Below are 22,488 nucleotides of genomic sequence, written 5' to 3'. Positions count from 1 at the left end.
AACCTAGAAAAACTATTCACTGATGACTCTCCGTCCCAATTCGTGATGTGATTCGTGAAAGAAGAACTGGGAGTCCAATTCAGATTGGTCAATCAATTCCAGCGTCAAGCTTTTGGGACCACCTCCGCCACGCGGGAGTCCATCGAGCAACATTTTGTGAACGGTGCCGTTGTCCACATCGAACCAGATTTCAACTTGCTTGGGGCCTCGCACATCTCGCGACTTACGAACGCCAATCAACTTTGAAAGGGCCGCTCCGTTGCCCGCGTTCTCATGCTCGTCGCCCAGTTCAATGTCGTAACCAGTCCGCAACTGCGATAGGTTTGCGTGAATGTTTAGAAACGGAATGTCTTGCTGCCCGCCCGGTACTCCGCCACGAAACCGATTGGGATCGGTGCTGACGCGGACGGGGCCGTTCTGACGGAACGCCCAGCTTTGTTTTCCATCGAAACCAGAAGTCCGTTTCTCTCCCGAGTTCAGCATCACCGTCATCACGTACTGATTGGCTCCGCGAACATACAACGTCGACCCGTCGATTTGCTCTTCTGTTTCGCGATCCCAATCTTCCTGCGGCATGTTTCGCGGACGCTTGTCGCGGGAGTATTCGTCAATCACACGAACGCTGTAAGTGCGATCAAATGGCTTGGCTGCAGCTTCAACCACTTTCTCAAGCGAAGCCATCGCTGCGGAAACGCTTTGATGCGGACCGAAAACAAAGAACATCACCATCAAGGCGGCCGCGATCGTCAAAGCGGAGGTCAGCATCGCGAACCAACGCCGTCGTTGTGGCTCATCGGGGGCTACATTGGTCACAAGAGATGATTCAGACTCAGCATCAATCCGCTGCATTACAGCGTGAATCCGATCAGCATCGTTCTCGCGGCTTCCAATGTCGGACAGCAGCCCGTGAATCAGTATCGAATCAGCAACGATCTCGCTTGCTTCACTGGCAGAAACATCACTGTCGCTTTCCGGAATCTCAGCGTCACTATCGAACCACTCAGACAGAACTTTGTGAATTTGATCACTCATGACGCCGCCTCCGACACTGAAAAGACGCCTTTCGTTTTCAGGCACTCAGCCAGCATCGTGCGACCACGCTGAAGCCGCTTTTTGCAAGCTTCCAGCGACAACTCAAATTGCTCAGCCACTTCAGCAGCGGACAGATTATCGAAGTACCTGCCACCGATCACCGACTTCTGCCGCTCGGGCAACGCATCAATGCATTCACGCAGAGCAGCCACTTTGTCGTCCCACGTGTCGCCCGCCAACAGGTTGATGTTCTCAAAGTGACGGTCTACGACCTGCAGCACCGATTCATGCAGCATCACCGGAGCGGTCTTTTGTTTGCGGTAGTGAGCCAGCACCAACCGAGAAGCAATGCCTCTGAGCCACGGCCCAAACGGCTGATCCAGATTACATTCATCCAGCCGCCGCCACGCAACAACCATTGCTTCCTGAAACAGGTCGTCCACCGCCGACTCGTCTCGGACCAGACTACGCAAATACACCATCAGCATCCGCGAATTTTCGCGGGCCAGAATCTCAAATGCTGTTCGCGCCTTTTTGTCCAAAACAACGTCCAAATGGGATTTGAAAAATTTCCAACACCCTTACTGTCGCGAAACGGACGTTTGGGGACAAAATTCCCTGAAGATTTCTCAACGCGGACAACATGCACCAGTTTTCGCGAGTACGTATGTTTGGTCGCAGCTGCCGTACTCCGTCGATTCTCACCGAGCAACGTTAACTTAACCCAAACATTCGGAAACTGCAGTGGATCGATTGAGCCATGCAAATGCACTTGTATTTGGTAGTGCGGTTGGGAATTGGTGAGCAGCGATTGTGACAACCCTTGTGCCCTGACTCCGCAACCGACCCCGAGAAGTGAAATTTCAATCTTTTTCGAGAATCACAAAGTTGGTTGTCCAACTTTCGAGGGTCCGGGAGAGAGAGGATAGCTCGCATCCTCACCCAACGACGACAAAATCGCAGGATGACCAATTCACAGGGAATGGAAAGATGAATCGACTCGACCGACGACAATTGCTGCGTGGAACTGGAGCCGTCGTTGCTCTGCCGTTCTTGGAGTCCCTGGCGGTACCGAAATACGCGGAGGCCGCAGAAGGCGCGGCAGGATCACCGATGCGGATGGTTTGCGTCGGCCTTGAATACGGGCTCTATCCGAACGACTTTTTTCCGAAGCAAACCGGTCGCGACTACGAGTTGCCTCGCTTGTTGTCTCCGTTGGCGGCGTTAAAAAACGACTTCACCGTCTTCTCTGACTTGGATCATCCAGGAGTCACGGGCGGGCATCAGTCGACGCACACGTTTCTGTCAGGCATTCGATCGGATCAAGCGAAACAATATCCCGAAGGCAACGTTAGCGTCGATCAACGGGCGGCTGAGTTTGCCGGTGCCCAGACGCGATATCAATCCATCCAAGTGGGGCTGGGCGGTGGCGGCGTTTCGTGGACGCGGAACGGTGTCGAGATTCCAACGATCACGCGACTGCAAACCATGTTCGATGCGTTGTTCTTGGAAACACCTCAATCAAAGCGGAAACGACAGGCTGGTGCATTCGCCGTCAACCGCAGCATCCTGGATGTCGTTGGTGAGGATGCGGCGGCGCTCGAAAAGCGAATCAGTCTCGGTGACTCGACAAAACTTGATGAGTACTTTACTTCGATACGCGAAGTCGAAAAGCGATTGGAACAATCGGAGGTATGGTTGAACAAACCGAAGCCAACATCGAACTACACGTTGCCGAAACAATTGCCGACCAGTTTCACCGAAGAAGTTGCGCTGTTCTACGACCTGATGAAGTTGGCATTGCAAACCGATTCGACTCGCGTGATTTCCCTGGCTATTCACGGATGGACAGGCGACTCGGGGCTTTCGGGTGTCACGAAGGGTTATCACGACCTTTCGCACCACGGTCGCGATGAATCCAAGCTGCAGCAGCTCGGCGTCATTGAACAGTTCCACACCTCGCAGCTCGCGAGGTTTTTGGATGGCCTGAAGCGTTCGCAGGTTGCCGAGGATGCATCGCTGCTGGACCGAACGATGGTGTTGTTCGGAAGTGGTCTTGGCAACGCGAGTTCTCATTCCAATCGCAAGCTACCTTTGCTGCTGGCTGGTGGTGGCTTCGAGCACGGCCAGCACAAGGCGTACCCGGCAACTGGAGGCCCGCAGACGCCAGCCTGCAATTTGTACCTGTCGATGTTACAGCGTTTTGGTGTGGAATCCGATCGCTTCGGAACCAGCACCGGTACGCTTGCGGGGCTTCGCTAAAAAAACAGATTTTTCATTTGTTATTTGGGATTAGTTATTTGTCATTTGGGAGGCTGGGGCGATGGGGGATGCGGCGAAGGCGAATGAGATTGAAGAGCGGCTGATTGATTTTGCTGTCCGAGTGATTCGAGTCGCTGACGCGTTGCCGAAGTCACCCGCAGGAAAGCACATTGCAAATCAGTTATTGAGATCAGGCACTTCACCAGCACCGAATTACGCGGAAGCACGTGGAGCCGAAAGCAACGCGGATTTTATTCACAAGCTGAGGATCGCGCTCAAGGAACTCAACGAAAGCTGTGTCTGGCTGAAAATGGTCGTTCGCGCCGAACTCATGCCGTCAAAATTGCTTAACGACCTGATTGACGAAAACCAACAACTCTGCCGAATCCTGAACGCATCGATCAAGACAGCCAAGCAAACGTAATCACCATCGCCCCGACAAGTACTCGCCCAATGACAAATGACTAATATCAAATAACTAATGAAAAATATCTTCCTCATAATCCTGTTGCTCTTCCCATCGACGTGCCTGTCCGCCGATAACGACTTTGACACCAAGGCCTACCTGCGAAACCACTGCATTCGCTGCCACGGCGTGGAGGAACAGAACGCGGATCGACGATTCGACACGTTGCAAGCTGAGCTTTCGGACTATCAAATCGCGGAACAGTGGCAGGAAATTCTTGACGTCGTCAATCTTGGCGAGATGCCTCCCGAGGACGAGCCGCAACCTTCGGCCGATGAGACCAAGCGATTTGTCGCCACCGTTTCACGTCAGCTCGAACTGGCTCGCGACGCCCTTGCATCGGGTGGTCATGAACAATTCCGGAGGCTCAATCGCTACGAGTACCGCAAAACGATTCGCGATCTTCTTGGAGTCAACATGGACTCGTTCGATCCGACCACGTCATTCCCAGCGGACGATCGAGTCGACGGTTTCGACAACATCGGCGAAAGTTTGGTTCTGTCAGACTACCTGTTGCAGTGCTATCTAGACGCGGCTTCGCAGAGCATCGACAAAGCCGTTCAGGCTCAAGCAGTCGTCGCCCCCATTAACGAATTGTTGCGAGCCCAGGATATGTGCCAACGCAAATACCAATTCCGTCCGTTTGTTTATTTTGAGGTCAATCCAACAGGCGACTATGTCGACGTCGGCCACAGCGATCCTAGTCTACCGCGGGTCCACGCCACTCGATTCAAAGGTGTTCCGGCAGACGGGCATTACACCATTCGCGTCAAGGCAGAAGGGATCAACCGCGAGCATCCTTACGCGCCCAATTCTTTGCAAGTCGATCGTACCGAGCCGATCAAGATGCAAGTCATTGCGACCAACCCCAAAGTCGCTCGTCCGGCGGCGGGGCAAAATTCTTCCGACCGCGTCGTGGCTACCGTTCCGCTGCTCGATCACCAGACGAAGGTGTACGAGTTCCGAGTTTGGCTGGACAAAGGATTTGTGCCCGTCATTCGCTACGCCAACGGGCCGCTGAACTTCAGAACTTCCTTGGTGAAGTTGGTGCAAAAGTACCATCCCGAAACGTTGACGAACAACTGGAAAGATGTCTTCTCGACGGAGCCTTCCGAGATTCTCGACGTCTGGATGTCCGACGCCTACGAAGGGCCTCGCATGCGAATCCATCAAATGGAAATCGCCGGGCCGGAGCAACGCGACGAATCGACGACAGATTTATTGGCGGACAAGCACCAGCGGTCACTCGAACCATTTCTATATGGTGCTTTCCGTCGTCCACCGTTGGAATCGGAAGTCGCTCGGTATCAGACTTTCTGCCAGTCACGAATGGGCGCTGGCGAATCCGAAGAGACCGCATTTCTGACAACTTGCAAAGCGATCCTCTGTTCGCCGAATTTTCTGTACGTGGAAACTCCACCTGATGCCGGTGAAAGCGGCGATCAAGCGTTCCGACTCGCGTCGCGCCTGTCGTACTTTCTGTGGAGTTCGATGCCGGATGACCAGTTGTTCCGCGCCGCTGCCAGCGGAAAGCTCCGTGAACCCGAGACGCTGCTCGCTCAAACGCGACGCATGTTGCAAGACCCGCGAGCGGAAGCGTTCATCGTGAATTTCACAAACAGTTGGCTGCACCTGAATGAACTCGGATCAATGCCGCCGGACACGCAAAAGTTTACTTCCTACTATGATCGACAGCTTGAGCCGTTGATGCGACGGGAAACCCAGCTGTTCTTCGCAGAGGTTCTGCATAAAAACCTGAGCATTGAACATTTCATTGATTCGGACTTTACGTTCGCCAATCGCTATCTGGCCGCACATTACGGTCTGCCCACGATCGAGGGAGACGAGTTTAGGCGAATTTCACTGCCGAAAAATTCGCTTCGCGGAGGGCTGCTCGGTCACGCGAGTGTGCTGACAGCAACTTCCAATGGAGTCGAATCCTCGCCGGTCACTCGCGGCATCTGGGTGCTGGAAAATATTCTCGGTTCACCACCTCCGCCACCGCCGCCGGATGTCGAGCCGCTGGAACCGGATATCCGAGGCGCCACCACCATTCGTCAACAGCTTGCCAAGCATCGTAATGTCGCCACGTGCGCCGAGTGCCATCGCAAAATTGATCCGATCGGATTCGCTCTAGAAAGCTTCGATCCCATCGGTTCGCTTCGTCGCGAGTATTATGACAGCAAGGGAAAGCCCATTGGCGCGGTGGACACCACCGGAACTTTGCCGACGGGAGAATCGTTTACTGATATCGCCCAGCTCAAGCAATTGCTTTTAAAACAAAAGGATCAGTTCGCTCATTGTCTGACCGAAAAGATGCTCACCTACGCACTAGGGCGAGAAGTTGGTTTCCAAGACCGGCCAGTGATCGAATCGATCGTTGGCAAGCTTACCGCAAAAGGTGATGGTTTGCACAATTTGGTTGAACTGATCGTCACTAGCGAAGTGTTTATTGATAACTAACCACTTTCCAAACTGAAACGCACTATGACTACGATTCCCCATCTGCCCATTGCCCGTGCTGTTTTGCTGGGCTTACTTTGCACAGCTTCTGGACTGTCTGGCGTTGCTGATGACAACCCCCCTGGTGCTGACGGAAAGACGGTCATTCCAAAGGCCACCTTGGAACGGTTGGACGAACGACTTGACGTGACGTTCGCAAAGTACGGGGACCGAACGTTGCAGATGGACCTCTATCGTCCGAAGAATGCGCAGGGAATGTTGCCGGCGATCGTCTGCATTCACGGTGGCGGCTGGGGAAAAGGAGCAAAGATTCATCATCGCAATGTCGCTCAAGCCCTCGCAGCGGAAGGCTACGTGACGGCGTCGATTGACTATCGCTTGAGCGGGGAAGCAAAGTTCCCGGCTCATATTCACGACTGCAAAGCGGCCGTCCGGTTCCTGCGTGCCAATGCGAACGAGTTCGGCATCGACGCTGACCACATCGGCGCAATCGGCCACTCCGCGGGTGGTCATCTGGCAGCGCTGCTGGCAACGTCGGCAGGAGTTGCGGAACTCGACGGTGACGGTGGCAACGCCGAATTCAGCAGCGCGATCCAAGCGGTGGTTCCGATGGGCGGCCAGACGGACTTCATGTCGCAGCGAAACCGTGAAAAATCAGCGAGTGCAGCTATCTGGCAACAGTTTCTCGGAGGTTCGCAAGAGGAAGTCCCCGAGACCTACCGACTCGCTTCACCACTGGCCCACCTCGACAAGAACGATCCACCGGTTTGGCTCATCACCGGCGAGAAAGATGACTCAAGCACTCGCGCCGATTCACTGCGTCAGAAGATGGACGACTTTGGCATTGAGAACGGACTGACCATCATCAAAGACGCCCCGCATCCGTTTACGGTCAAGCAGGTCTGGTTCGATCAGATGATGGACGCGGCCGTTCCCTTTTTCGATCGAACGCTAAAGAACCAAACCGCCAGCACGGATGGCACTGAGGAATGAACGAGAATTCATCAAGCTACGAAACATTCGTGCGACTGCTGATTGAGGAAGAGTCAGCCGTGAAGGCCTACGTGCGCCGGCTCGTTCCAACGTGGCACGATGTGGAGGAGGTCGTTCAACAAACCAGTTTGATTGCATGGAAGAAGTTCGACGAGCTTGACGACATCAATCGTTTTGGTGGTTGGGTGATGACGATCGCTCGATTTGAGTCGCTCAAGTATCGACGTTCAATTGCCCGAAGCCCGTTGGTGTTTTCGGACAAACTCGCCGAACAGTTAGCTGATTCAGTAGGCAACATTGTTGCTGGCAACGCAGATCGACAGCAAGCTCTGGAAGGATGCTTACAAAAGCTCGACCAGGCCAAACGAGAATTGATCCTCAAGGTGCATCAGCCGGGCGTCACCATTCGCGGGTACGCTCAACAGAATTCTCGTCCCGAACAGGCGATCTATAAGGCCGTTCATCGACTTCGGCAAAAACTTTTGATGTGTGTGAAACAAACGCTTGCAGATCAGGGATTGTCATGAACGACTTACGATTCATGGAACTTGTCTCCAACTGGCTCGACGGTTCGCTCACTGAGACCGAATCTGCGGAACTTCAAACTGTGCTGGAAAGCTCCGCAGATCGACGCAGCGAATTTGTGGACGTCTGTGGCTTGGACGCAGATTTGCGGCTGATGAGTGAAGTCGTGATCGAAACGCCTGTTAGTGCTGATTCGTTACGAGAATCGACGAAAGCGAAAGGCGTGAGTGCTCGGGTCGTCATTCTCGCCGCTGTCGCCGCCGTATTGTTACTCGCGATCGGCTACGGAATCGGACTCGACCGCAATCGTGATGCGGAACCACAAATTGCCGCCTCAGAAGTTGCCTCCAATGACTCGGACGAAGTCGTCGAAGCAGGCTGCGCGGTGCTGTCGCGTGTGGTGGACGCAAAATTTGCCGGAGAAGTGCAGTATCAAGAAGGTGACTCCTTGCAACCGGGACAGCTCAAGTTGCTTTCCGGTGCGGTGCAAATCGACTTCTTCAGCGGTGCGACCATGCTGATCGACGAAGCGGCAGAAGTGCAGTTGATCAGTTCCTGGGAAGCAGAGTGTGCGCAAGGCAAAGTCACGATGCACGTGCCTCCACCTGCGATCGGTTTCCGCCTGACACTTCCGGGCATGAAAGTCGTCGATCTTGGAACCGAGTTCGCTGTCCAGGTCGATGGGGCCGAATCATCTCTACATGTTTTCGATGGCGAAGTCGAAGCTCATGTACCGGGCTCCCAAATGCAAATCATCCGTGAAGGCAGCAGTCTCAAAAAAGCTACCGACCTTCCTGTCGTGGCGGGCGTCTCCAATCCAGCGGACTTTCCGAGCGTGGAGGAGTTTGAACGACGCAAGGAAGAGTACTATCAAACAAAAACAAAACAATGGCGTACGGCGATGAATGAAGTGCGTTCAGATGAACGCATCATTGGCTGCTATCAATTCTGGCGTTGGGAAGATGAGAAGTGGGATCGACTTGTCAACAACTTTGCGATTCCGAAACGTCCGTATAGTCACGGTTCCGCCGTCGGCGCCCGCTGGGTTGACGGACGTTGGCCCAGCAAACCTGCGTTAGAGTTCAAGAGCCCCGGCGACCGTGTCCGCATCAATTTGGGGAAAGATGAATATGAAGGTTTAACGATGGCCGCGTGGCTTCGAGTCGACGGACTGGACCGCAAGTACAACGCATTGCTGTTATCCGACGGATACGAAGATGGAGAACCGCACTGGCAAATTGACCAATCGGGCCGCCTGATGTTCTCCGTTAACTACCTGCGGTCCCCAAACGATGCAAAACAGAAGCGCAAACCGAATCGTCAGAACCAGATTTACTATACGCCGCCGATCTTCAACGCCGCCGGTCGGCGTTGGCATCACATTGCGGTTACTTTCGATGCAACGACTGGCGAAGCAGTGCAGTACTTCGATGGCAAGGAAGTTAGTCGTGAGTTCAGCGAACATCATCAGGATGGACGCCAAGTGACGTTCGGTGCATGTGAGATTGGAAACTGGGGTTTGCCGATTGAAGGCGAGTCGTTTCCAGTTAGAAACCTGAACGGACGAGTCGATGAGTTTTTGATCTATCAAGAACCGTTGTCCGGCGACGAGATTACGAACTTGTATGAGTTGGGAGTTCCGAACTGATGAAGGATTCCGATACAAGCACCACTCGCCAACAAGTAATCCAACGCAGTAGATCGGTCCTATTTCGCTCTGCCAAATCGTGTCTACGGTTCGCTCTTTCGCAGACTAAAACACGACCAGAAATCGATTAACAACCGACCGGCAAGTGTTACGCAAAGGAACACTCGCTGGCGAGTCGTGCTAGGATCAGGTGGTTGCGTAATGCACGAGCAGTTTCCGACTATTTGATTCCTGCATTCCCCTACCGACTATTCAACTGGCTGACAATCCATGCTACTGAAATCACAACACCTGCTTTACGTCCTGCCATTGCTTCTGGTTTGCACTGCCACTGAATTTACGTGCGCCGCACCAGACGTGTCTCGGCCCAACGTGATTCTGATCATGAGCGACGATCAGGGGACGGGCGACTATGGTTTTCAGGGCAACGAGTTGATCCGAACTCCGAACATTGACGCGATGCATTCACGCAGCGGTTTTCTGAGCAACTTCTATGTCAGTCCAGTCTGTGCGCCGACTCGGGCCAGCCTGATGACTGGCCGGTACAACTACCGGACTCGTTGCATCGACACGTACGTTGGCCGGTCGATGATGGACCCTGATGAAGTGACGCTTGCAGAGTCGCTTCAGCAGGCTGGTTACCGGACCGGCATCTACGGAAAGTGGCACCTCGGTGACAACTATCCGCTGCGGGCAATGGACCAGGGTTTTCAGGACAGTCTTGTGCATCGTGGTGGTGGGATCGGCCAACCGTCGGATCCCATCGGCGCCGAAGGAAAGTACACCGATCCGACGCTTTTTAAGAACGGCGACGAGGTCAAAAAGCAAGGATATTGTACGGACATCTTCTTTGACGCCGCCATGGAATTCATTGGCGACAGCGTTGAGTCGGGCGACAACTTCTTTACTTACATTGCAACCAACGCGCCCCACGGGCCCTTCGACGACGTGCCCCAACAACTATACGAGGAATATCGCAAAGTCGATTTCTCCCCGATCATGATCGGCAACTTTCGTCCAGATCGACTCAAGCAGGAATCCGACAAACTGGCTCGGATCGCGGCGATGGTTACGAACATTGACCAGAATGTCGGTCGACTGTTTGACAAGCTCGTCGAGCTTGACATCCTTGAAAACACCATCGTGATCTATCTGAACGACAACGGCCCGAACACGATGCGGTATGTCGGCAACATGCGCGGCATGAAGACCGGCGTCGACGATGGCGGCATTCGCTCGCCGCTTCTGTTTCATTGGCCTGCAAAGGTTTCGGCCAACAAGACCGTGACCAAGCTGTGCGCGCACATCGATGTCGCACCCACCATCCTTGATGCGTGTGATGTCACCGTTCCAGCAGAACAACATCTGGACGGGCGAAGTTTCTTGCCGATGTTAACGGGCGAAGATTCAGACTGGCCAACAAGACAAGTCGTATTCCAATCTCACCGCGGCGACCAGCCGCAGCTATTCAATCACTTCGCGATTCATGAGGAACCGTGGAAACTAGTGCATCCGAGTGGCTTCGGCAACGAAAAACTCAAGGGCCAGCCAAAGCTGCAGCTCTATGACCTGAGCAAAGACCCTCGCCAAAACAACGACTTAGCCGATCAACAGCCTGACGTTGTGCAGCGACTCTCTGCAGGATACGAGGCTTGGTTCAAGGATGTCAGCTCGACGCGGCCCGACAATTATGCCCCGCCGCGAATTGTGATCGGAACCGAAGATGAGCTAACGACCGTTCTGACACGTCAAGACTGGCGACATCTTCGCGGAAGACCGTGGGCACAAGATTCGGCGGGCTTCTGGTTGTTGGAAGCGTTGGACGACGCCGCTTACGAAGTAGAGGTCTTGTTTGCGTCGCCGCCGCCGATGGGAACCGCGACGATCACCGCAGGCAAAGCCACGACACAGCTTGATATTCCTGCCGGCAAGCAACTTGGCAACATCGCGCAACTGAAGATTCCTGCGGGGAAGGTCAGGCTGGATGTTGAAGTGAATTTCGACGGAAAAACCCAAGGCCCGCATCAGGTGATCTTGAAACGAAAGTAAAGCGAGAATGAAAGTCGCAATCGGTCTCTTGCCCTGCCGCTTTGTGATTTCGCGAAACACGTTTCGCCCGTCCCAGCCCCTTCAAAATCGAGATCGATATTCCATGAAGAACTGCTTCCCAAGGACTTTGCTTGGTTTAGTTCCAGCTCTTATTTTGGGCATCGCGCCGCTGGACGCCGCCGACTCGCAACCCAACGTGTTGTTCCTGGCCGTCGATGACATGAACGACTGGATTGGGTGCCTTGAGACGACACCGCAGGCCATCACGCCGAACATCGATCGACTTGCAGCGCGCGGTGTCAACTTTACAAACGCACATACGGCAGGCGTGTTCTGTGCCCCCAGTCGCGCGGCCATCTTTTCAGGTCAGTACGCGTCAACAACGGGCTGTTACGAGACTCCCACCTACTTCGTGCATCATCCCGAAATCGAAGCCCTTCAAATGAGCTTCATTAAGGCCGGCTACACGACCCTTGGCGCCGGCAAACTGTTTCATCACCCCGAGGGTGCAATTGACCAGCGAGGCTGGACCGAATTTTTCCTCCGCAACCAAAGCCAGCGTGAAAGCGGTTGGCCGCTCGAATCTTGGAGTAGCGAAACACCTGTCCCTCAACCGTTTCCGGCAAGTGTTTACAACCAAGGCAAGAAGTTCAAAGCCGGACTTTTCCTTGAATGGGCCGCCATCCCGAACGACAAAGAAGAAGAGATGGCCGACACGATTCGGGCCAATTGGGCCGCCAAACAACTACAACGGATACACGACAAACCGTTCTTTCTTGCCTGTGGCCTCTATTCGCCACACGACCCGAACTATTGCCCACAGAAGTACTTCGATCTGTACGATCCGGCCGAGATCGCGATGCCTCCGATGAAAGAAGACGACTTGGAAGACCTACCGCCCAAGATGCGCAAGCGGACTGAGATTCGAAAACGCTTCCATCACGAGAATCTCGTCAAAATGGGAGCGATGGATGATGCAATCCATGGGTACCTTGCCTGCATCAGTTATGCCGATGCGATGCTTGGCCGCATCCTCGACGCATTGGATTCGAGCCCTTACGCCGACAATACCATCGTGGTGTTGTGGAGTGACCACGGCTTTCATCATGGCGAAAAAGGTCAATGGGGCAAACACACGCTCTGGGAACGCACCTCGAATGTACCGTTCATCTGGGCTGGCCCCGGAGTCACCGACGGCGCCAAGACGGACGTCACGGTCAGTTTGATTGACACGTACCCAACGCTGGTCGAGATGTGCGATCTGCCGAAGCCTCATCAACCACTCGAGGGCGAGTCGTTGGCGCAGACGCTGGGCGATCCTGCGTCAGCAAACGATCGCAATGTCTATTTGCCGTACATGACTCCAGGCGAATACGCCATCATCAATCGTGACTGGCGTTACATCCGTTACGGCGACGACGGCGAAGAACTCTACAACCTGCGCCAAGATCCCAACGAGTGGAACAACCTTGCTTCTGACGACAAATATGCAGACGTGAAGGCCAAACTAAGGAAGTTCGCTCCACAGACATTTGCAACTCCGGAAGCAAAGTTCAATTTGCGAAAAGACCTTGTGATTGAAGGCGACACCTTCCGCTGGGAAAAGGGCAAAGGAAACTACAAGCCAGAGCCAAAGTACCGCCCCTACACTTCGACTGGTCAAAAAACGTCAAGCAAAGAATGACAAGGTCAACGACCGCCGATTCCCAACACGCAACACTCATTCGACGAACGTTCCAATGACTCTTCCCCCCAATCACTCGGGCGCCGCGATTTTCTCGTTGGCACGGCCACCACGATTGCTGCAGCGGGGCTCGACACGAACCTTGCTGCAACTGACGTAGGCAATCCAGCCCGCATCCCGCTCGGACTCGACGGGCATTCGCTACGAGGGATGAAGTGGAAAGCAAAACGATTGATTGAATTTGCCGCCGAGCAACGCCTCGATGCGGTACTACTCAATGGCTTCCACTATTTCGAAAGCCTCGAAGAATCGCACCTTCTGCAAATCAAGGATTTGGCCGACCAACATGATTTGAAGATCTACATCGGTGCAGGTGCCGTCTGCAAAAACGCGGCAAAGTTTTCTGACCAGTGGGGCGATGCGCAGACCCTGCTGGCAACGGCGATTCGAGTAGCGACCACTGTCGATTCGCCTGTGGTGAATGTTCGCATCGGCAGCATCGACGACCGCTTCCTACCCGGCGGAATTCAGCCGCGAATTGATGAAGCCGTTCGAGTATTGAAAGCATCCAGCAAACTCGCAAAGGATGCTGGCATCAAATTTGGCTTCGAAAATCATGCGGCCGATCTTCGCAGCAAAGAATTACTTGAACTGGTTGAAGCCGTGGGAACCGATGTATGCGGCGTGATGCTTGACCCCGGCAACGGACTGTGGGCGATGGAAGACCCCATGATTCACCTGCAATCACTCGCACCTCATGTTGTCTGTAACAGCCTGCGAGATTACACGGTTTGGGAATCCGACGAAGGAGCAACTTTTCAGTGGACCGCGGTCGGTGACGGGTTGATGGATGTGCCGACCTACGTGCAGACGCTTGCGAAGTCGAAACCTGGAATGCCGATCTTCGTTGAATCGATTTCCAATTCAGCGCGACCGATCCCTTTCCTGACCGACGAGCACTGGAAGGGCTATCCCGACTTGAAAGCAGCCGATATCAAAGACTTCCTGAAACTATGCCGTCGCGGGCACGCCATCGAAGTCGACGAACCCGCGTCTGGCGTTAACAAGAAAGAGTTCGACCAACAGCACCAGCGAGCCGAGTTCCTCAAGAGCATCGATTACCTCCGCGAGAACTGCAACTGTGGTCTGAAATCAAACGACATTTAGCCACCCGCACTGCACAAGTTTCTTGAAGAACCTTCGAAGGAACGGAGCAAACCAGAGTGTCGTCCGGACCGAGGCGCTATGATGGTCTTTCCAGACGATCCTTTGAACCACGAGACCACGCCATGCGACGAATCATTTGCTGTGCTTTATTCGTAACGACAATGATTGTTTTAAGCGTTGGGACCGCCCAAAGTGCAGACAAGCTACATTTCATTGACACCAGCATCGAAAACGGGTCTTCGCTCGACTGGGAACTCTTGGACGACGGAACCGTACGAGTGGACCTGCTGTATGACCACGAGCGACAGTCACCCAATCGGGCTGCTTTGCACTGGCACTTTCGAGTCGACGCCGAGCCCGGTTGTGAACTCTCGTTGATACTGAACAACTTTCACAATGTCTACAACGGGCGTATCGGTCTGGCGGCTGATGACGAAACGATCACATTCATCAGCCTAGATGGTAGGGACTGGCAGCCGATCGAGACTGATTTCTTAGCGGAGTCGAGCCAACTGAAATTCACGCTTCACGTTCCTGCATCGGGCAGTGTACATGTCGCACGCCTGCCGCCGTATCGCATCAGTGAACTCAATCGTCTGTTCGATGAAATTCGTGAACATCCGCAGGTTAAAATCACAACGATTGGAAAAACGGTGCAGGGCCGTCCGCTAGAAATTGTGCGTGTGGGGCGAGAGGATGCACCACACCGAGTGTTCATCAGAGCACGCGCTCACCCGTGGGAATCGGGTGGCAACTGGGTTGTCGAAGGATTGATTCGACATCTGATTGCGACGGCTGACGATAAAGACAAAGCCTACCTCGACCACTTCTGCGTCTACGTCATGCCGATGGCGAACAAGGACGGCGTTGCGATGGGACGCAGTCGATTCAACATGCTCGGCAAGGATCTCAATCGAGACTGGGATGCGCCGGCGAATCCCCAACTGTGTCCGGAGAATGCGGCGCTTGAGGAATGGTTGACGACGATGCTGGACACAGGCAAACGGCCTCATCTCGCTTTGGAAATGCACAACGATTCCAGCGGCAAGCTGCATTTGAGTGACACCAAGGACGCCGACAATTCCGACTACTTAGTCCGCATGTTACGACTCGAAGAAATACTGCGAGCGAAGTCGTGGTTTCGCGAAGGCACCACTGGTGCTTTCCATAACAGCCCGGCGACCTTGGGCCAGGGATGGTGGTCACGATTTGGTATCGACGCGGCGGTGCATGAATTGAACGCCAATTGGATCGAGGGCCTACAGGAACGTCCGTCGGCCGAGAATTGGATGCTGTATGGGCGTCAACTTTGCGATGTGTTTGATGCCTACTTTGAAGAATGAAAAACTTGATGTCCGCAAACACCGTGACCTCCCCGGCGCCGCATCTTTTCATGCACGCACGCTCACGCTGGCTGCTATAGTGGGAATCCCGCCTATATCCTACCTCTTATATCTGACCCCGCCATGTTTCGGATTTCATTCGTCCCGCGATTTTGGATCGCGCTGGGCATTCTGTTTGCCGGCATCTTGAATTCGTTGCCGATCGTTCACAGCGACGATTCCGGCGCTGCAGCGCCGGACATCGTTGTCCTCAGCGATCCCGACAACTTTCATCTGTTTATCTTAGCAGGCCAATCCAATATGGCTGGCCGCGGCAAGGTTTCGGATGCTGATAAGAAACCAGTCGCGCGGGTACTTTCATTGGATCAAGAAGGGAACTGGCGCGTGGCCGCGGACCCGCTGCATTTCGACAAACCCCGAATGGTCGGTGTCGGGATTGGTCGCTCTTTTGCAGCCGAGTATGCCAAGCACCATCCGGGGGTCACAGTCGGTTTGATTCCCTGCGCAGTCGGCGGTTCCGCGATCGACACCTGGCAGCCTGGTGGTTTTCACACACAAACCAAATCGCATCCTTGGGATGACATGCAGGCCCGCATTAAGCAGGTCGATGGACAGGGCACTGTCAAGGGAGTGCTGTGGCATCAAGGGGAAAGCGACTCGAACTCGCCGGCATCAGAAGAATACGAATCTCGTTTGACCGATTTGATTTATCGTTTTCGAGAAGTCGTTGGCGACCCACAGCTTCCATTTTTGATCGGACAACTCGGTCAATTCGCCGAGCGTCCCTGGACCGACGGACGGCGCGCGGTCGACGCGGCACAGCAGCGGACGACCAGACACGTCGCGCGGACGGCGATGGTCGCCTCGGATGGTTTGACCGACAAGGGCGATTCGACGCATTTCGATTCACCTTCGCTGCGTGAATTCGGATTTCGGTACGCGGCGGCGATGCAGTGGATCGAATCGCTGATCCCGCGACACACGTTCGCGCCCGGCAAAGGCAATCCACGAAACAGTGAAGGAGATTTTGTGCGACTGGCCGATGGCCGCATTCTGTACGTCTATTCACGGTTCGAATCGGGTTCCGGCGATCACGCATCGGCTACGTTGACCAGTCGAATTAGCGACGATGGTGGTGCGAGTTGGAGCGAGGACGACATTACGGTTGTCGCTAATGAGGGCGAAATGAATGTCATGTCCGTATCCTTATTACGGCTGGCCAAAGACCGCATCGCTCTGTTTTACCTTCGCAAGAACTCGGAAACCGATTGCCGGCCCGTGGTTCGATTCTCGTCAGACGAAGCGCAAACTTGGAGCGAACCGACTGAAATAATCCCAGACGACGAGATAGGGTACTACGTTCTTAATAACGACCGAGTCATCCAGCTAATCAGCGGACGACTAATCGCGCCGGTGGCACTGCATCGGACACCGGATCAAGACGAGGCGGACTGGCACGGCAAAGTGGGTTGTTATTTTTCGGACGACGGGGGAATCAGTTGGCATCGTTCGCGGGCGCTGTTCCCCGGGACCAATGCAGACGGTCAGCGGATCATGGCCCAGGAACCCGGAGTGGTCCAGCGGCGTGATGGAAGTTTGCTGATGTGGGTGCGGACCGATCAGCCGACGCAGTACCAAAGTCTGTCGCACGATCAAGGATCAACATGGACTCCGCTGAAACCATTTCCACTCACATCGCCACGATCGCCCGCTTCAATCGAGCGTGTGCCGGCAACAGGCGACCTCTTGGCGATTTGGAATGACCACGGATACCGAGAGTCCGTGTCGCGCGATCGTACTCCTTTATCGCTGGCGGTATCCAGCGACGACGGTGTCACTTGGTCCGATTCGATTCCAATCGCTGCGGATCCCGAAGGTTGGTATTGCTACACGGCCATCGAGTGGGTCGATGACTCCCTGCTAATCGCACACGTTGACGGTCGTCAGCAGCCGGGGCAGCAGCTTTCCACGTCGGTGATTCGCAAGCTGCCACTGTCACAGATCTATACTCAACTGCATCGCAGCAAAATTGTCAGCGTCAGGCGGATCGGCGATCAGTCCAAGCACAATGCGTTCACCGACTTGCTTCGTTTTCAGGACAAGTTTTATTGTGTCTATCGATCCGGGACGGCTCATGTGTCGGACGACGGAGCGCTGCAAGTCTTGGTCTCGGATGATGGCGAGGAGTGGACTTCGGCGGCGCAGATCGCTCATCCGCAAGCCGATCTTCGCGATGCCAAGCTAACCGTGACGCCCAGCGGTGAACTGATGCTTTCCGGCGCGGGCGCTTTCCCACCCGGGTCGGACATTCGGCATCAATCGATGGCTTGGTTTTCGAAAGATGGCCAGCAATGGTCCGATGTCATCAACATCGGACCGCCCAACTATTGGCTATGGCGGACAACCTGGCACGGTCCAGACGGATACTCGATTGGATATCACACGGGTGACCCAGCGGATAAGCATGTCAGTTTATTTCGCAGCCAAGACGATGGCCGCAGTTTTCAAAGCTGGGTCGATCGCCTGTTAGTCGACGGGTATCCCAACGAGTCATCGATCTTGTTTGGTGAAGGCGAGCAAGCGATTGCACTTTTGCGACGTGACGCGGCCAGTAAAACGGCTCAGCTCGGTAAGGCGTTGCCACCCTACGATGACTGGAATTGGATCGATACCGAGACACGGGTCGGTGGCCCTCAACTGATCCAATTGCCCGATGGCCGGATCGTTGCAGCGGTGCGTCTGTACGACCATCGCGTCCGCACGTCGCTGTGTTGGCTGAATCAGGATACGGGCAAGCTGACCGAGTTCCTGACCCTGCCGTCCGGTGGTGACTGCAGTTACGCCGGACTGGTCTGGCACGACGAACAATTGTGGGTCAGTTACTATTCGTCGCACGAAATTGGCAACTCGGATTTCAAAACCTCCGTCTATCTGGCGCGAATCAATATGCAGGACTAAATCGTTCTCACATCGAAAGCCCATCATGAATTTGTTGAATTCCCGTCTGTGTAAATTCACGCTCGGTTTTCTGGCGATTGCGATCGCGCTCCCTCAGAACCGTTTGCCCGCCGAAGACAGTGCGAGTGACTCACAGCTTACTGTGGCCACTTTTGACATCGACTCAACGCCACCGATCGGGTCGATGATGGCGTATGATCGAGTTCGACGTCTTGATGAATTAGGGCTGCGTTGTCGAGGGATTGTACTGCTGGGGTCGGGCGAACCGATCGTGCTGTGTGCGATGGACTGGATTGGGATTGGCAATCAGAGTCATGACATTTTTCGTGAACGAATCGCAGCCGCAGTCGAGACGACGCCCTCACGAGTTGCCGTGCATACGCTGCATCAACACGACGCTCCTCGCAGCGACTTTGGCGCTGAGTCATTGCTGCAACAAGCCGGTGCATCGGACTTGGGTGCGCACGATGGCAGGTTTGCCCGCCAAGTGATTGATCGACTCTGCGACGAAATTTCTCGTGCCATCGAGGTCGCTCAGCCCGTGACGCAAGCCGGTTTCGGAGTCGCCAATGTCGAACAGGTAGCGTCGAACCGGCGAATCCAGGATAAATCAGGCCAAGTCATTGCCACACGCTATACGGCGACTCGAGACGCGTCGATTCGTGCGTTTCCCGAGGGCACGATCGATCCTGTTTTAAGCTCACTTTCGTTTTGGAATGACGACAAACCGATTGCTGTGATCAGCTACTATGCTTGCCATCCGCAAAGCTACTATCGCACAGGAATCCCGAGTCCCGATTTCCCCGGCATTGCTCGGTTCATGCAAAGCCAAAATTCGCCGGGACCAATGTACGTGCATTTCAATGGCGCCGGCGGAAACATCGGTGCGGGCAAGTTCAACGATGGATCGCCCCAGAATCGCTTGATACTGGCGACGAGAGTTGCCACGGCCATGCAGCAGGCGCTCGATGCTACCGAAAAGTTTGACGTGACAGCCGACGACATCCACTGGAATGTCGAAGCCGTCGCATTGCCGCCCGCGAAGCACCTTGAACGCGATGAACTCACCGCATCGCTTGCTCAGTGGGATGGCGTCACGTACTGGGGCAGTCCCGACAAACTGGCTTGGCTGCTGCGATGTGAAGCCGGACACAAAATTGACGTCGGATGTCTATCAGTTGGCGATGTGCGAGCGCTGTATTTACCAGGCGAGCTGTTTGTTGAATACCAACTTGCCGCGAAGGCGATGCGTCCCGATTTGAAAATTACAATGGCAGCCTACGGCGACTATGGGCCCGGGTACATCGGCACGGCCGAGGCTTACGGACAGGGTGGCTATGAAACGAGCCAACCGGCTTCGAATGTCGGGCCTGACACGGAACCAATCTTGATGGATGCGATGCGAAGTCTTCTGGACGTTGCGGAGAAGGAATGATGCGAAGTGCATGGGTTTTGTTCACGTTTCTGTTGGTGATTGGCGGCAACTCGTTGTCGCGGGCGGTTGACGTTGACTACGGATCTGAATTGCCACGAGTCTCACCAAGGGAACCTACCGCGGCACTCGCCTCATTTGCCGTCGCCGATGGATTCGAGATCCAACTTGTGGCGGCCGAACCCTTAGTAGCCAGTCCGGTGGCGATCGAGTGGGACGCCAGCGGTGCGATGTTTGTTTGCGAAATGCGAGGCTACAGCGAAAACCGCGATGATGGGATCTCGCGAATCGCAAAGCTCACGGATAATGACGGAGACGGTGTGTATGATTCGCGAACGACGTATGCCGATGGCTTGAATTGGCCGACCGGCTTGTTTCCGTTCGACGGCGGCTTGTTTGTTGGTGATGCTCCCGATCTGTGGTACTTGAAAGACACCGATGGCGATGGCGTCAGCGATGTGAAGCAGCGAGTGCTGACAGGATTTGGAACTTCGAATGTTCAGGGGCTGATGAATTCGTTTCGCTGGGGACTCGACAATCGCATTCATATTGCGTGTAGCAGTGTCGGTGGTGACATTCGCACCGGGCATGCGACCAACGACTCGCCGAGCATCAACATCCGTGGCCGAGATATCGCACTTGACCCGAGAACCTATGTTTTCGAACCTACCAGCGGCGCGGCCCAACATGGCATGGGCTTTGATGACTGGGGACGTAAGTTTGTGTCCTCCAACAGCGACCACATCCAACAAGTCATGTTCGAGGATCGTTACATCGCTCGCAATCCGTATGTGATCCCGCCGCCGTCGCGGATTTCGATTGCTTCGGATGGACCGCAGGCGGAAGTATTTCGCACCAGCCCCGTTGAACCATGGCGGATTCTGCGAACTCGACTGCGTGTGTCGGGACAAGCCAAGGGACCGATCGAAGGTGGTGGACGCGCGGCAGGATACTTTACAGGCGCCACGGGGGTCACAATTTATCGTGGTGATGCGTGGCCCGAGCAATGGAAGGGCACCGCGATCGTCGGCGACGTCGGCAGCAATCTGATTCACCGCAAACAGCTTCAACAAGACGGTCTGGAATTCATTGCGCAGCGAATCGACCAGCAAAGCGAGTTCGTCACTTCCACGGATATTTGGTTTCGTCCCGCGCAATTCGCCAACGCCCCCGACGGAACCTTACACGTGGTCGATGTGTACCGCGAAGTCATTGAGCATCCGCTGTCCTTGCCCGAAGAAATCAAGAAGCACTTGGATCTGACGTCGGGACGCGACCGTGGCCGCATCTACCGGCTGGCTGCAAAAGACCGGGCACCGCGACCTCCGGCAAGTCTTCAAGCGATGTCGATATCCGAACTGGTGCAAACCTTGAAGCATGATAACGCGTGGCACCGCGAGACTGCGGCACGATTACTATACGAGCGGCAAGATCAGGCCGCTGCCAAACCACTTCGCCAACTGGCTGGTGAAAGTGCATCACCGCTGGGTCGAATGCATGCGTTGTATGCCTTGTCGGGACTCGCTGCGCTTGATGAAGCCAGCTTACTGCGAGCGCTGCGAGATACGGATCCGCAAGTGCGTCGACACGCTGTGCGTCTAATCGACACGATTGCCGTAACTGATGAACTGACCGATGCATTATTACGATTAGCCGATGACACGTCGATCGAAGTTCGATACCAGCTTGCATTCACACTTGGGGCATGGCCGCGTGACAGGAAAGTGGAGGCTCTCGCACGCATTGCTAAGCAAAACCCGTCAAACCGCTGGATCACCGCAGCGGTCCTGAATGCAGTCGGCAGCGAAGCACGACAGCTCAAGACATCGCTCGCTGGTGAACTGCCAGAGCTAACCAAACGACTTGACGAGCAGATCTCGATCCGTAGCCGAGTCACGGACTCAAGATCCGGCGGAGACACTCACCCCAAACCACAGCCCGTTGTGAATCGGTCGGCCGAAACGAAGGCACAGCGACAAGCAGTTCTGGCAAGGTACGACGGCGTGCTGACACTGCCCGTGGATTTGGAAAGAGGAAGCGAGCAATTCAAGAAACACTGCAGCGGCTGTCACCGTGTCGATGGGATCGGCTTTGAAATAGGACCGAATCTGGCAACGATCAAATCGCGTGGCGCCGAAACCGTGCTGACGTCGGTGCTTGATCCCAACCGCGAAGTCAATCCGCAGTACATCAACCACGTTATCGTCACCACCGATGGCCGAGTGCTGAGTGGGACGATTGTCGATGAGGGGGCGACCAGCGTGACGCTGCGCCGTGCCGAGAATGTGACTGAGAGTGTGCTGCGGATCGAGATCGATCAGATGAAAAGCACGGGGCTGTCGATCATGCCCGAAGGGTTTGAGAACTCGATCGATCGACAAGCGATGGCCGACTTGATCGGTTACCTGATGCAAGCACCGTGATCCCAACGATTGTTAGATTAAGAATCGGCTTCGGTTCCTTGAC

At 54.7% G+C, this 22,488-nt stretch carries 15 protein-coding genes; 13 read left to right on the top strand and 2 right to left on the bottom strand.

Annotated features, from left to right (window positions below):
• Positions 1-12 precede the first annotated feature (12 nt).
• Together Poly59_RS06170 and Poly59_RS06165 are read right to left on the bottom strand one after the other, a co-directional pair.
• Complete coding sequence (locus Poly59_RS06170) at positions 13-1,032, bottom strand: anti-sigma factor (RefSeq protein WP_146533117.1); 1,020 nt, start codon at positions 1,030-1,032, stop codon at positions 13-15.
• Positions 1,029-1,574 carry a sigma-70 family RNA polymerase sigma factor gene (locus Poly59_RS06165; protein ID WP_246151414.1) on the bottom strand — a complete coding sequence of 182 codons (546 nt, stop codon included), beginning with the start codon at positions 1,572-1,574 and terminating at the stop codon, positions 1,029-1,031. The genes Poly59_RS06170 and Poly59_RS06165 overlap by 4 nt, the downstream gene beginning before the upstream one ends.
• Positions 1,575-2,022: 448 nt before the next feature.
• Here Poly59_RS06165 and Poly59_RS06160 point away from each other — a divergent pair, with 448 nt between their 5' ends.
• From Poly59_RS06160 to Poly59_RS06100, 13 genes are all read left to right on the top strand, one after another.
• Positions 2,023-3,294, top strand: a complete 1,272-nt coding sequence (locus Poly59_RS06160; RefSeq protein WP_186776041.1) for a DUF1552 domain-containing protein — start codon at positions 2,023-2,025, stop codon at positions 3,292-3,294.
• 61 nt (positions 3,295-3,355) lie between these two features.
• Positions 3,356-3,718 carry a four helix bundle protein gene (locus Poly59_RS06155; protein WP_146533116.1) on the top strand — a complete coding sequence of 121 codons (363 nt, stop codon included), beginning with the start codon at positions 3,356-3,358 and terminating at the stop codon, positions 3,716-3,718.
• 57 nt (positions 3,719-3,775) lie between these two features.
• Entirely contained in the window at positions 3,776-6,223 is a 2,448-nt protein-coding gene (locus tag Poly59_RS06150; RefSeq protein WP_146533115.1) for a DUF1592 domain-containing protein, read from the top strand.
• 24 nt (positions 6,224-6,247) lie between these two features.
• On the top strand, positions 6,248-7,216 hold the full coding sequence (locus Poly59_RS06145) for an alpha/beta hydrolase (protein ID WP_146533114.1): 969 nt from the start codon (positions 6,248-6,250) through the stop codon (positions 7,214-7,216).
• Positions 7,213-7,743, top strand: coding sequence for a sigma-70 family RNA polymerase sigma factor (locus Poly59_RS06140; RefSeq protein WP_146533113.1), 531 nt, complete (start codon positions 7,213-7,215; stop codon positions 7,741-7,743). The genes Poly59_RS06145 and Poly59_RS06140 overlap by 4 nt, the downstream gene beginning before the upstream one ends.
• Positions 7,740-9,389 carry a LamG-like jellyroll fold domain-containing protein gene (locus tag Poly59_RS06135; RefSeq protein WP_146533112.1) on the top strand — a complete coding sequence of 550 codons (1,650 nt, stop codon included), beginning with the start codon at positions 7,740-7,742 and terminating at the stop codon, positions 9,387-9,389. The genes Poly59_RS06140 and Poly59_RS06135 overlap by 4 nt, the downstream gene beginning before the upstream one ends.
• A 270-nt stretch (positions 9,390-9,659) precedes the next feature.
• Positions 9,660-11,438 carry an arylsulfatase gene (locus tag Poly59_RS06130; RefSeq protein WP_146533111.1) on the top strand — a complete coding sequence of 593 codons (1,779 nt, stop codon included), beginning with the start codon at positions 9,660-9,662 and terminating at the stop codon, positions 11,436-11,438.
• A 103-nt stretch (positions 11,439-11,541) separates the two neighbouring features.
• Positions 11,542-13,122, top strand: a complete 1,581-nt coding sequence (locus Poly59_RS06125) for a sulfatase (RefSeq protein WP_146533110.1) — start codon at positions 11,542-11,544, stop codon at positions 13,120-13,122.
• Positions 13,123-13,332: 210 nt separating this feature from the next.
• The gene (locus tag Poly59_RS06120) at positions 13,333-14,289 is read left to right on the top strand and encodes a sugar phosphate isomerase/epimerase family protein (RefSeq protein WP_146533109.1); all 957 of its coding nucleotides are present in this window, start codon (positions 13,333-13,335) and stop codon (positions 14,287-14,289) included.
• 122 nt (positions 14,290-14,411) lie between these two features.
• Complete coding sequence (locus tag Poly59_RS06115) at positions 14,412-15,632, top strand: M14 family zinc carboxypeptidase (RefSeq protein ID WP_146533108.1); 1,221 nt, start codon at positions 14,412-14,414, stop codon at positions 15,630-15,632.
• Between the two features lie 123 nt (positions 15,633-15,755).
• Positions 15,756-18,590, top strand: a complete 2,835-nt coding sequence (locus Poly59_RS06110) for a sialate O-acetylesterase (protein WP_146533107.1) — start codon at positions 15,756-15,758, stop codon at positions 18,588-18,590.
• Between the two features lie 25 nt (positions 18,591-18,615).
• On the top strand, positions 18,616-20,025 hold the full coding sequence (locus Poly59_RS06105; protein WP_246151413.1) for a hypothetical protein: 1,410 nt from the start codon (positions 18,616-18,618) through the stop codon (positions 20,023-20,025).
• Complete coding sequence (locus tag Poly59_RS06100) at positions 20,022-22,445, top strand: PVC-type heme-binding CxxCH protein (protein ID WP_146533106.1); 2,424 nt, start codon at positions 20,022-20,024, stop codon at positions 22,443-22,445. The genes Poly59_RS06105 and Poly59_RS06100 overlap by 4 nt, the downstream gene beginning before the upstream one ends.
• Positions 22,446-22,488 lie beyond the last annotated feature (43 nt).

The sequence above is a fragment of the Rubripirellula reticaptiva genome, from assembly GCF_007860175.1.
Taxonomy (GTDB): Bacteria; Planctomycetota; Planctomycetia; order Pirellulales; family Pirellulaceae; genus Rubripirellula; species Rubripirellula reticaptiva.
The sequence above is the reverse complement of the archived record's forward strand: the minus strand, read 5'-3'. Positions and strand labels throughout refer to the sequence as shown.

Excerpts from the sequence above, each read along its gene's own strand:
- Poly59_RS06135 (WP_146533112.1), top strand. The coding sequence starts at position 7,740 with ATGAACGACTTACGATTCATGGAACTTGTCTCCAACTGGCTCGACGGT.
- Poly59_RS06170 (WP_146533117.1), bottom strand. The coding sequence starts at position 1,032 with ATGAGTGATCAAATTCACAAAGTTCTGTCTGAGTGGTTCGATAGTGAC.
- Poly59_RS06120 (WP_146533109.1), top strand. The coding sequence starts at position 13,333 with ATGAAGTGGAAAGCAAAACGATTGATTGAATTTGCCGCCGAGCAACGC.
- Poly59_RS06110 (WP_146533107.1), top strand. The coding sequence starts at position 15,756 with ATGTTTCGGATTTCATTCGTCCCGCGATTTTGGATCGCGCTGGGCATT.
- Poly59_RS06155 (WP_146533116.1), top strand. The coding sequence starts at position 3,356 with ATGGGGGATGCGGCGAAGGCGAATGAGATTGAAGAGCGGCTGATTGAT.
- Poly59_RS06115 (WP_146533108.1), top strand. The coding sequence starts at position 14,412 with ATGCGACGAATCATTTGCTGTGCTTTATTCGTAACGACAATGATTGTT.
- Poly59_RS06160 (WP_186776041.1), top strand. The coding sequence starts at position 2,023 with ATGAATCGACTCGACCGACGACAATTGCTGCGTGGAACTGGAGCCGTC.
- Poly59_RS06100 (WP_146533106.1), top strand. The coding sequence starts at position 20,022 with ATGATGCGAAGTGCATGGGTTTTGTTCACGTTTCTGTTGGTGATTGGC.
- Poly59_RS06150 (WP_146533115.1), top strand. The coding sequence starts at position 3,776 with ATGAAAAATATCTTCCTCATAATCCTGTTGCTCTTCCCATCGACGTGC.
- Poly59_RS06140 (WP_146533113.1), top strand. The coding sequence starts at position 7,213 with ATGAACGAGAATTCATCAAGCTACGAAACATTCGTGCGACTGCTGATT.
- Poly59_RS06130 (WP_146533111.1), top strand. The coding sequence starts at position 9,660 with ATGCTACTGAAATCACAACACCTGCTTTACGTCCTGCCATTGCTTCTG.
- Poly59_RS06125 (WP_146533110.1), top strand. The coding sequence starts at position 11,542 with ATGAAGAACTGCTTCCCAAGGACTTTGCTTGGTTTAGTTCCAGCTCTT.
- Poly59_RS06105 (WP_246151413.1), top strand. The coding sequence starts at position 18,616 with ATGAATTTGTTGAATTCCCGTCTGTGTAAATTCACGCTCGGTTTTCTG.
- Poly59_RS06145 (WP_146533114.1), top strand. The coding sequence starts at position 6,248 with ATGACTACGATTCCCCATCTGCCCATTGCCCGTGCTGTTTTGCTGGGC.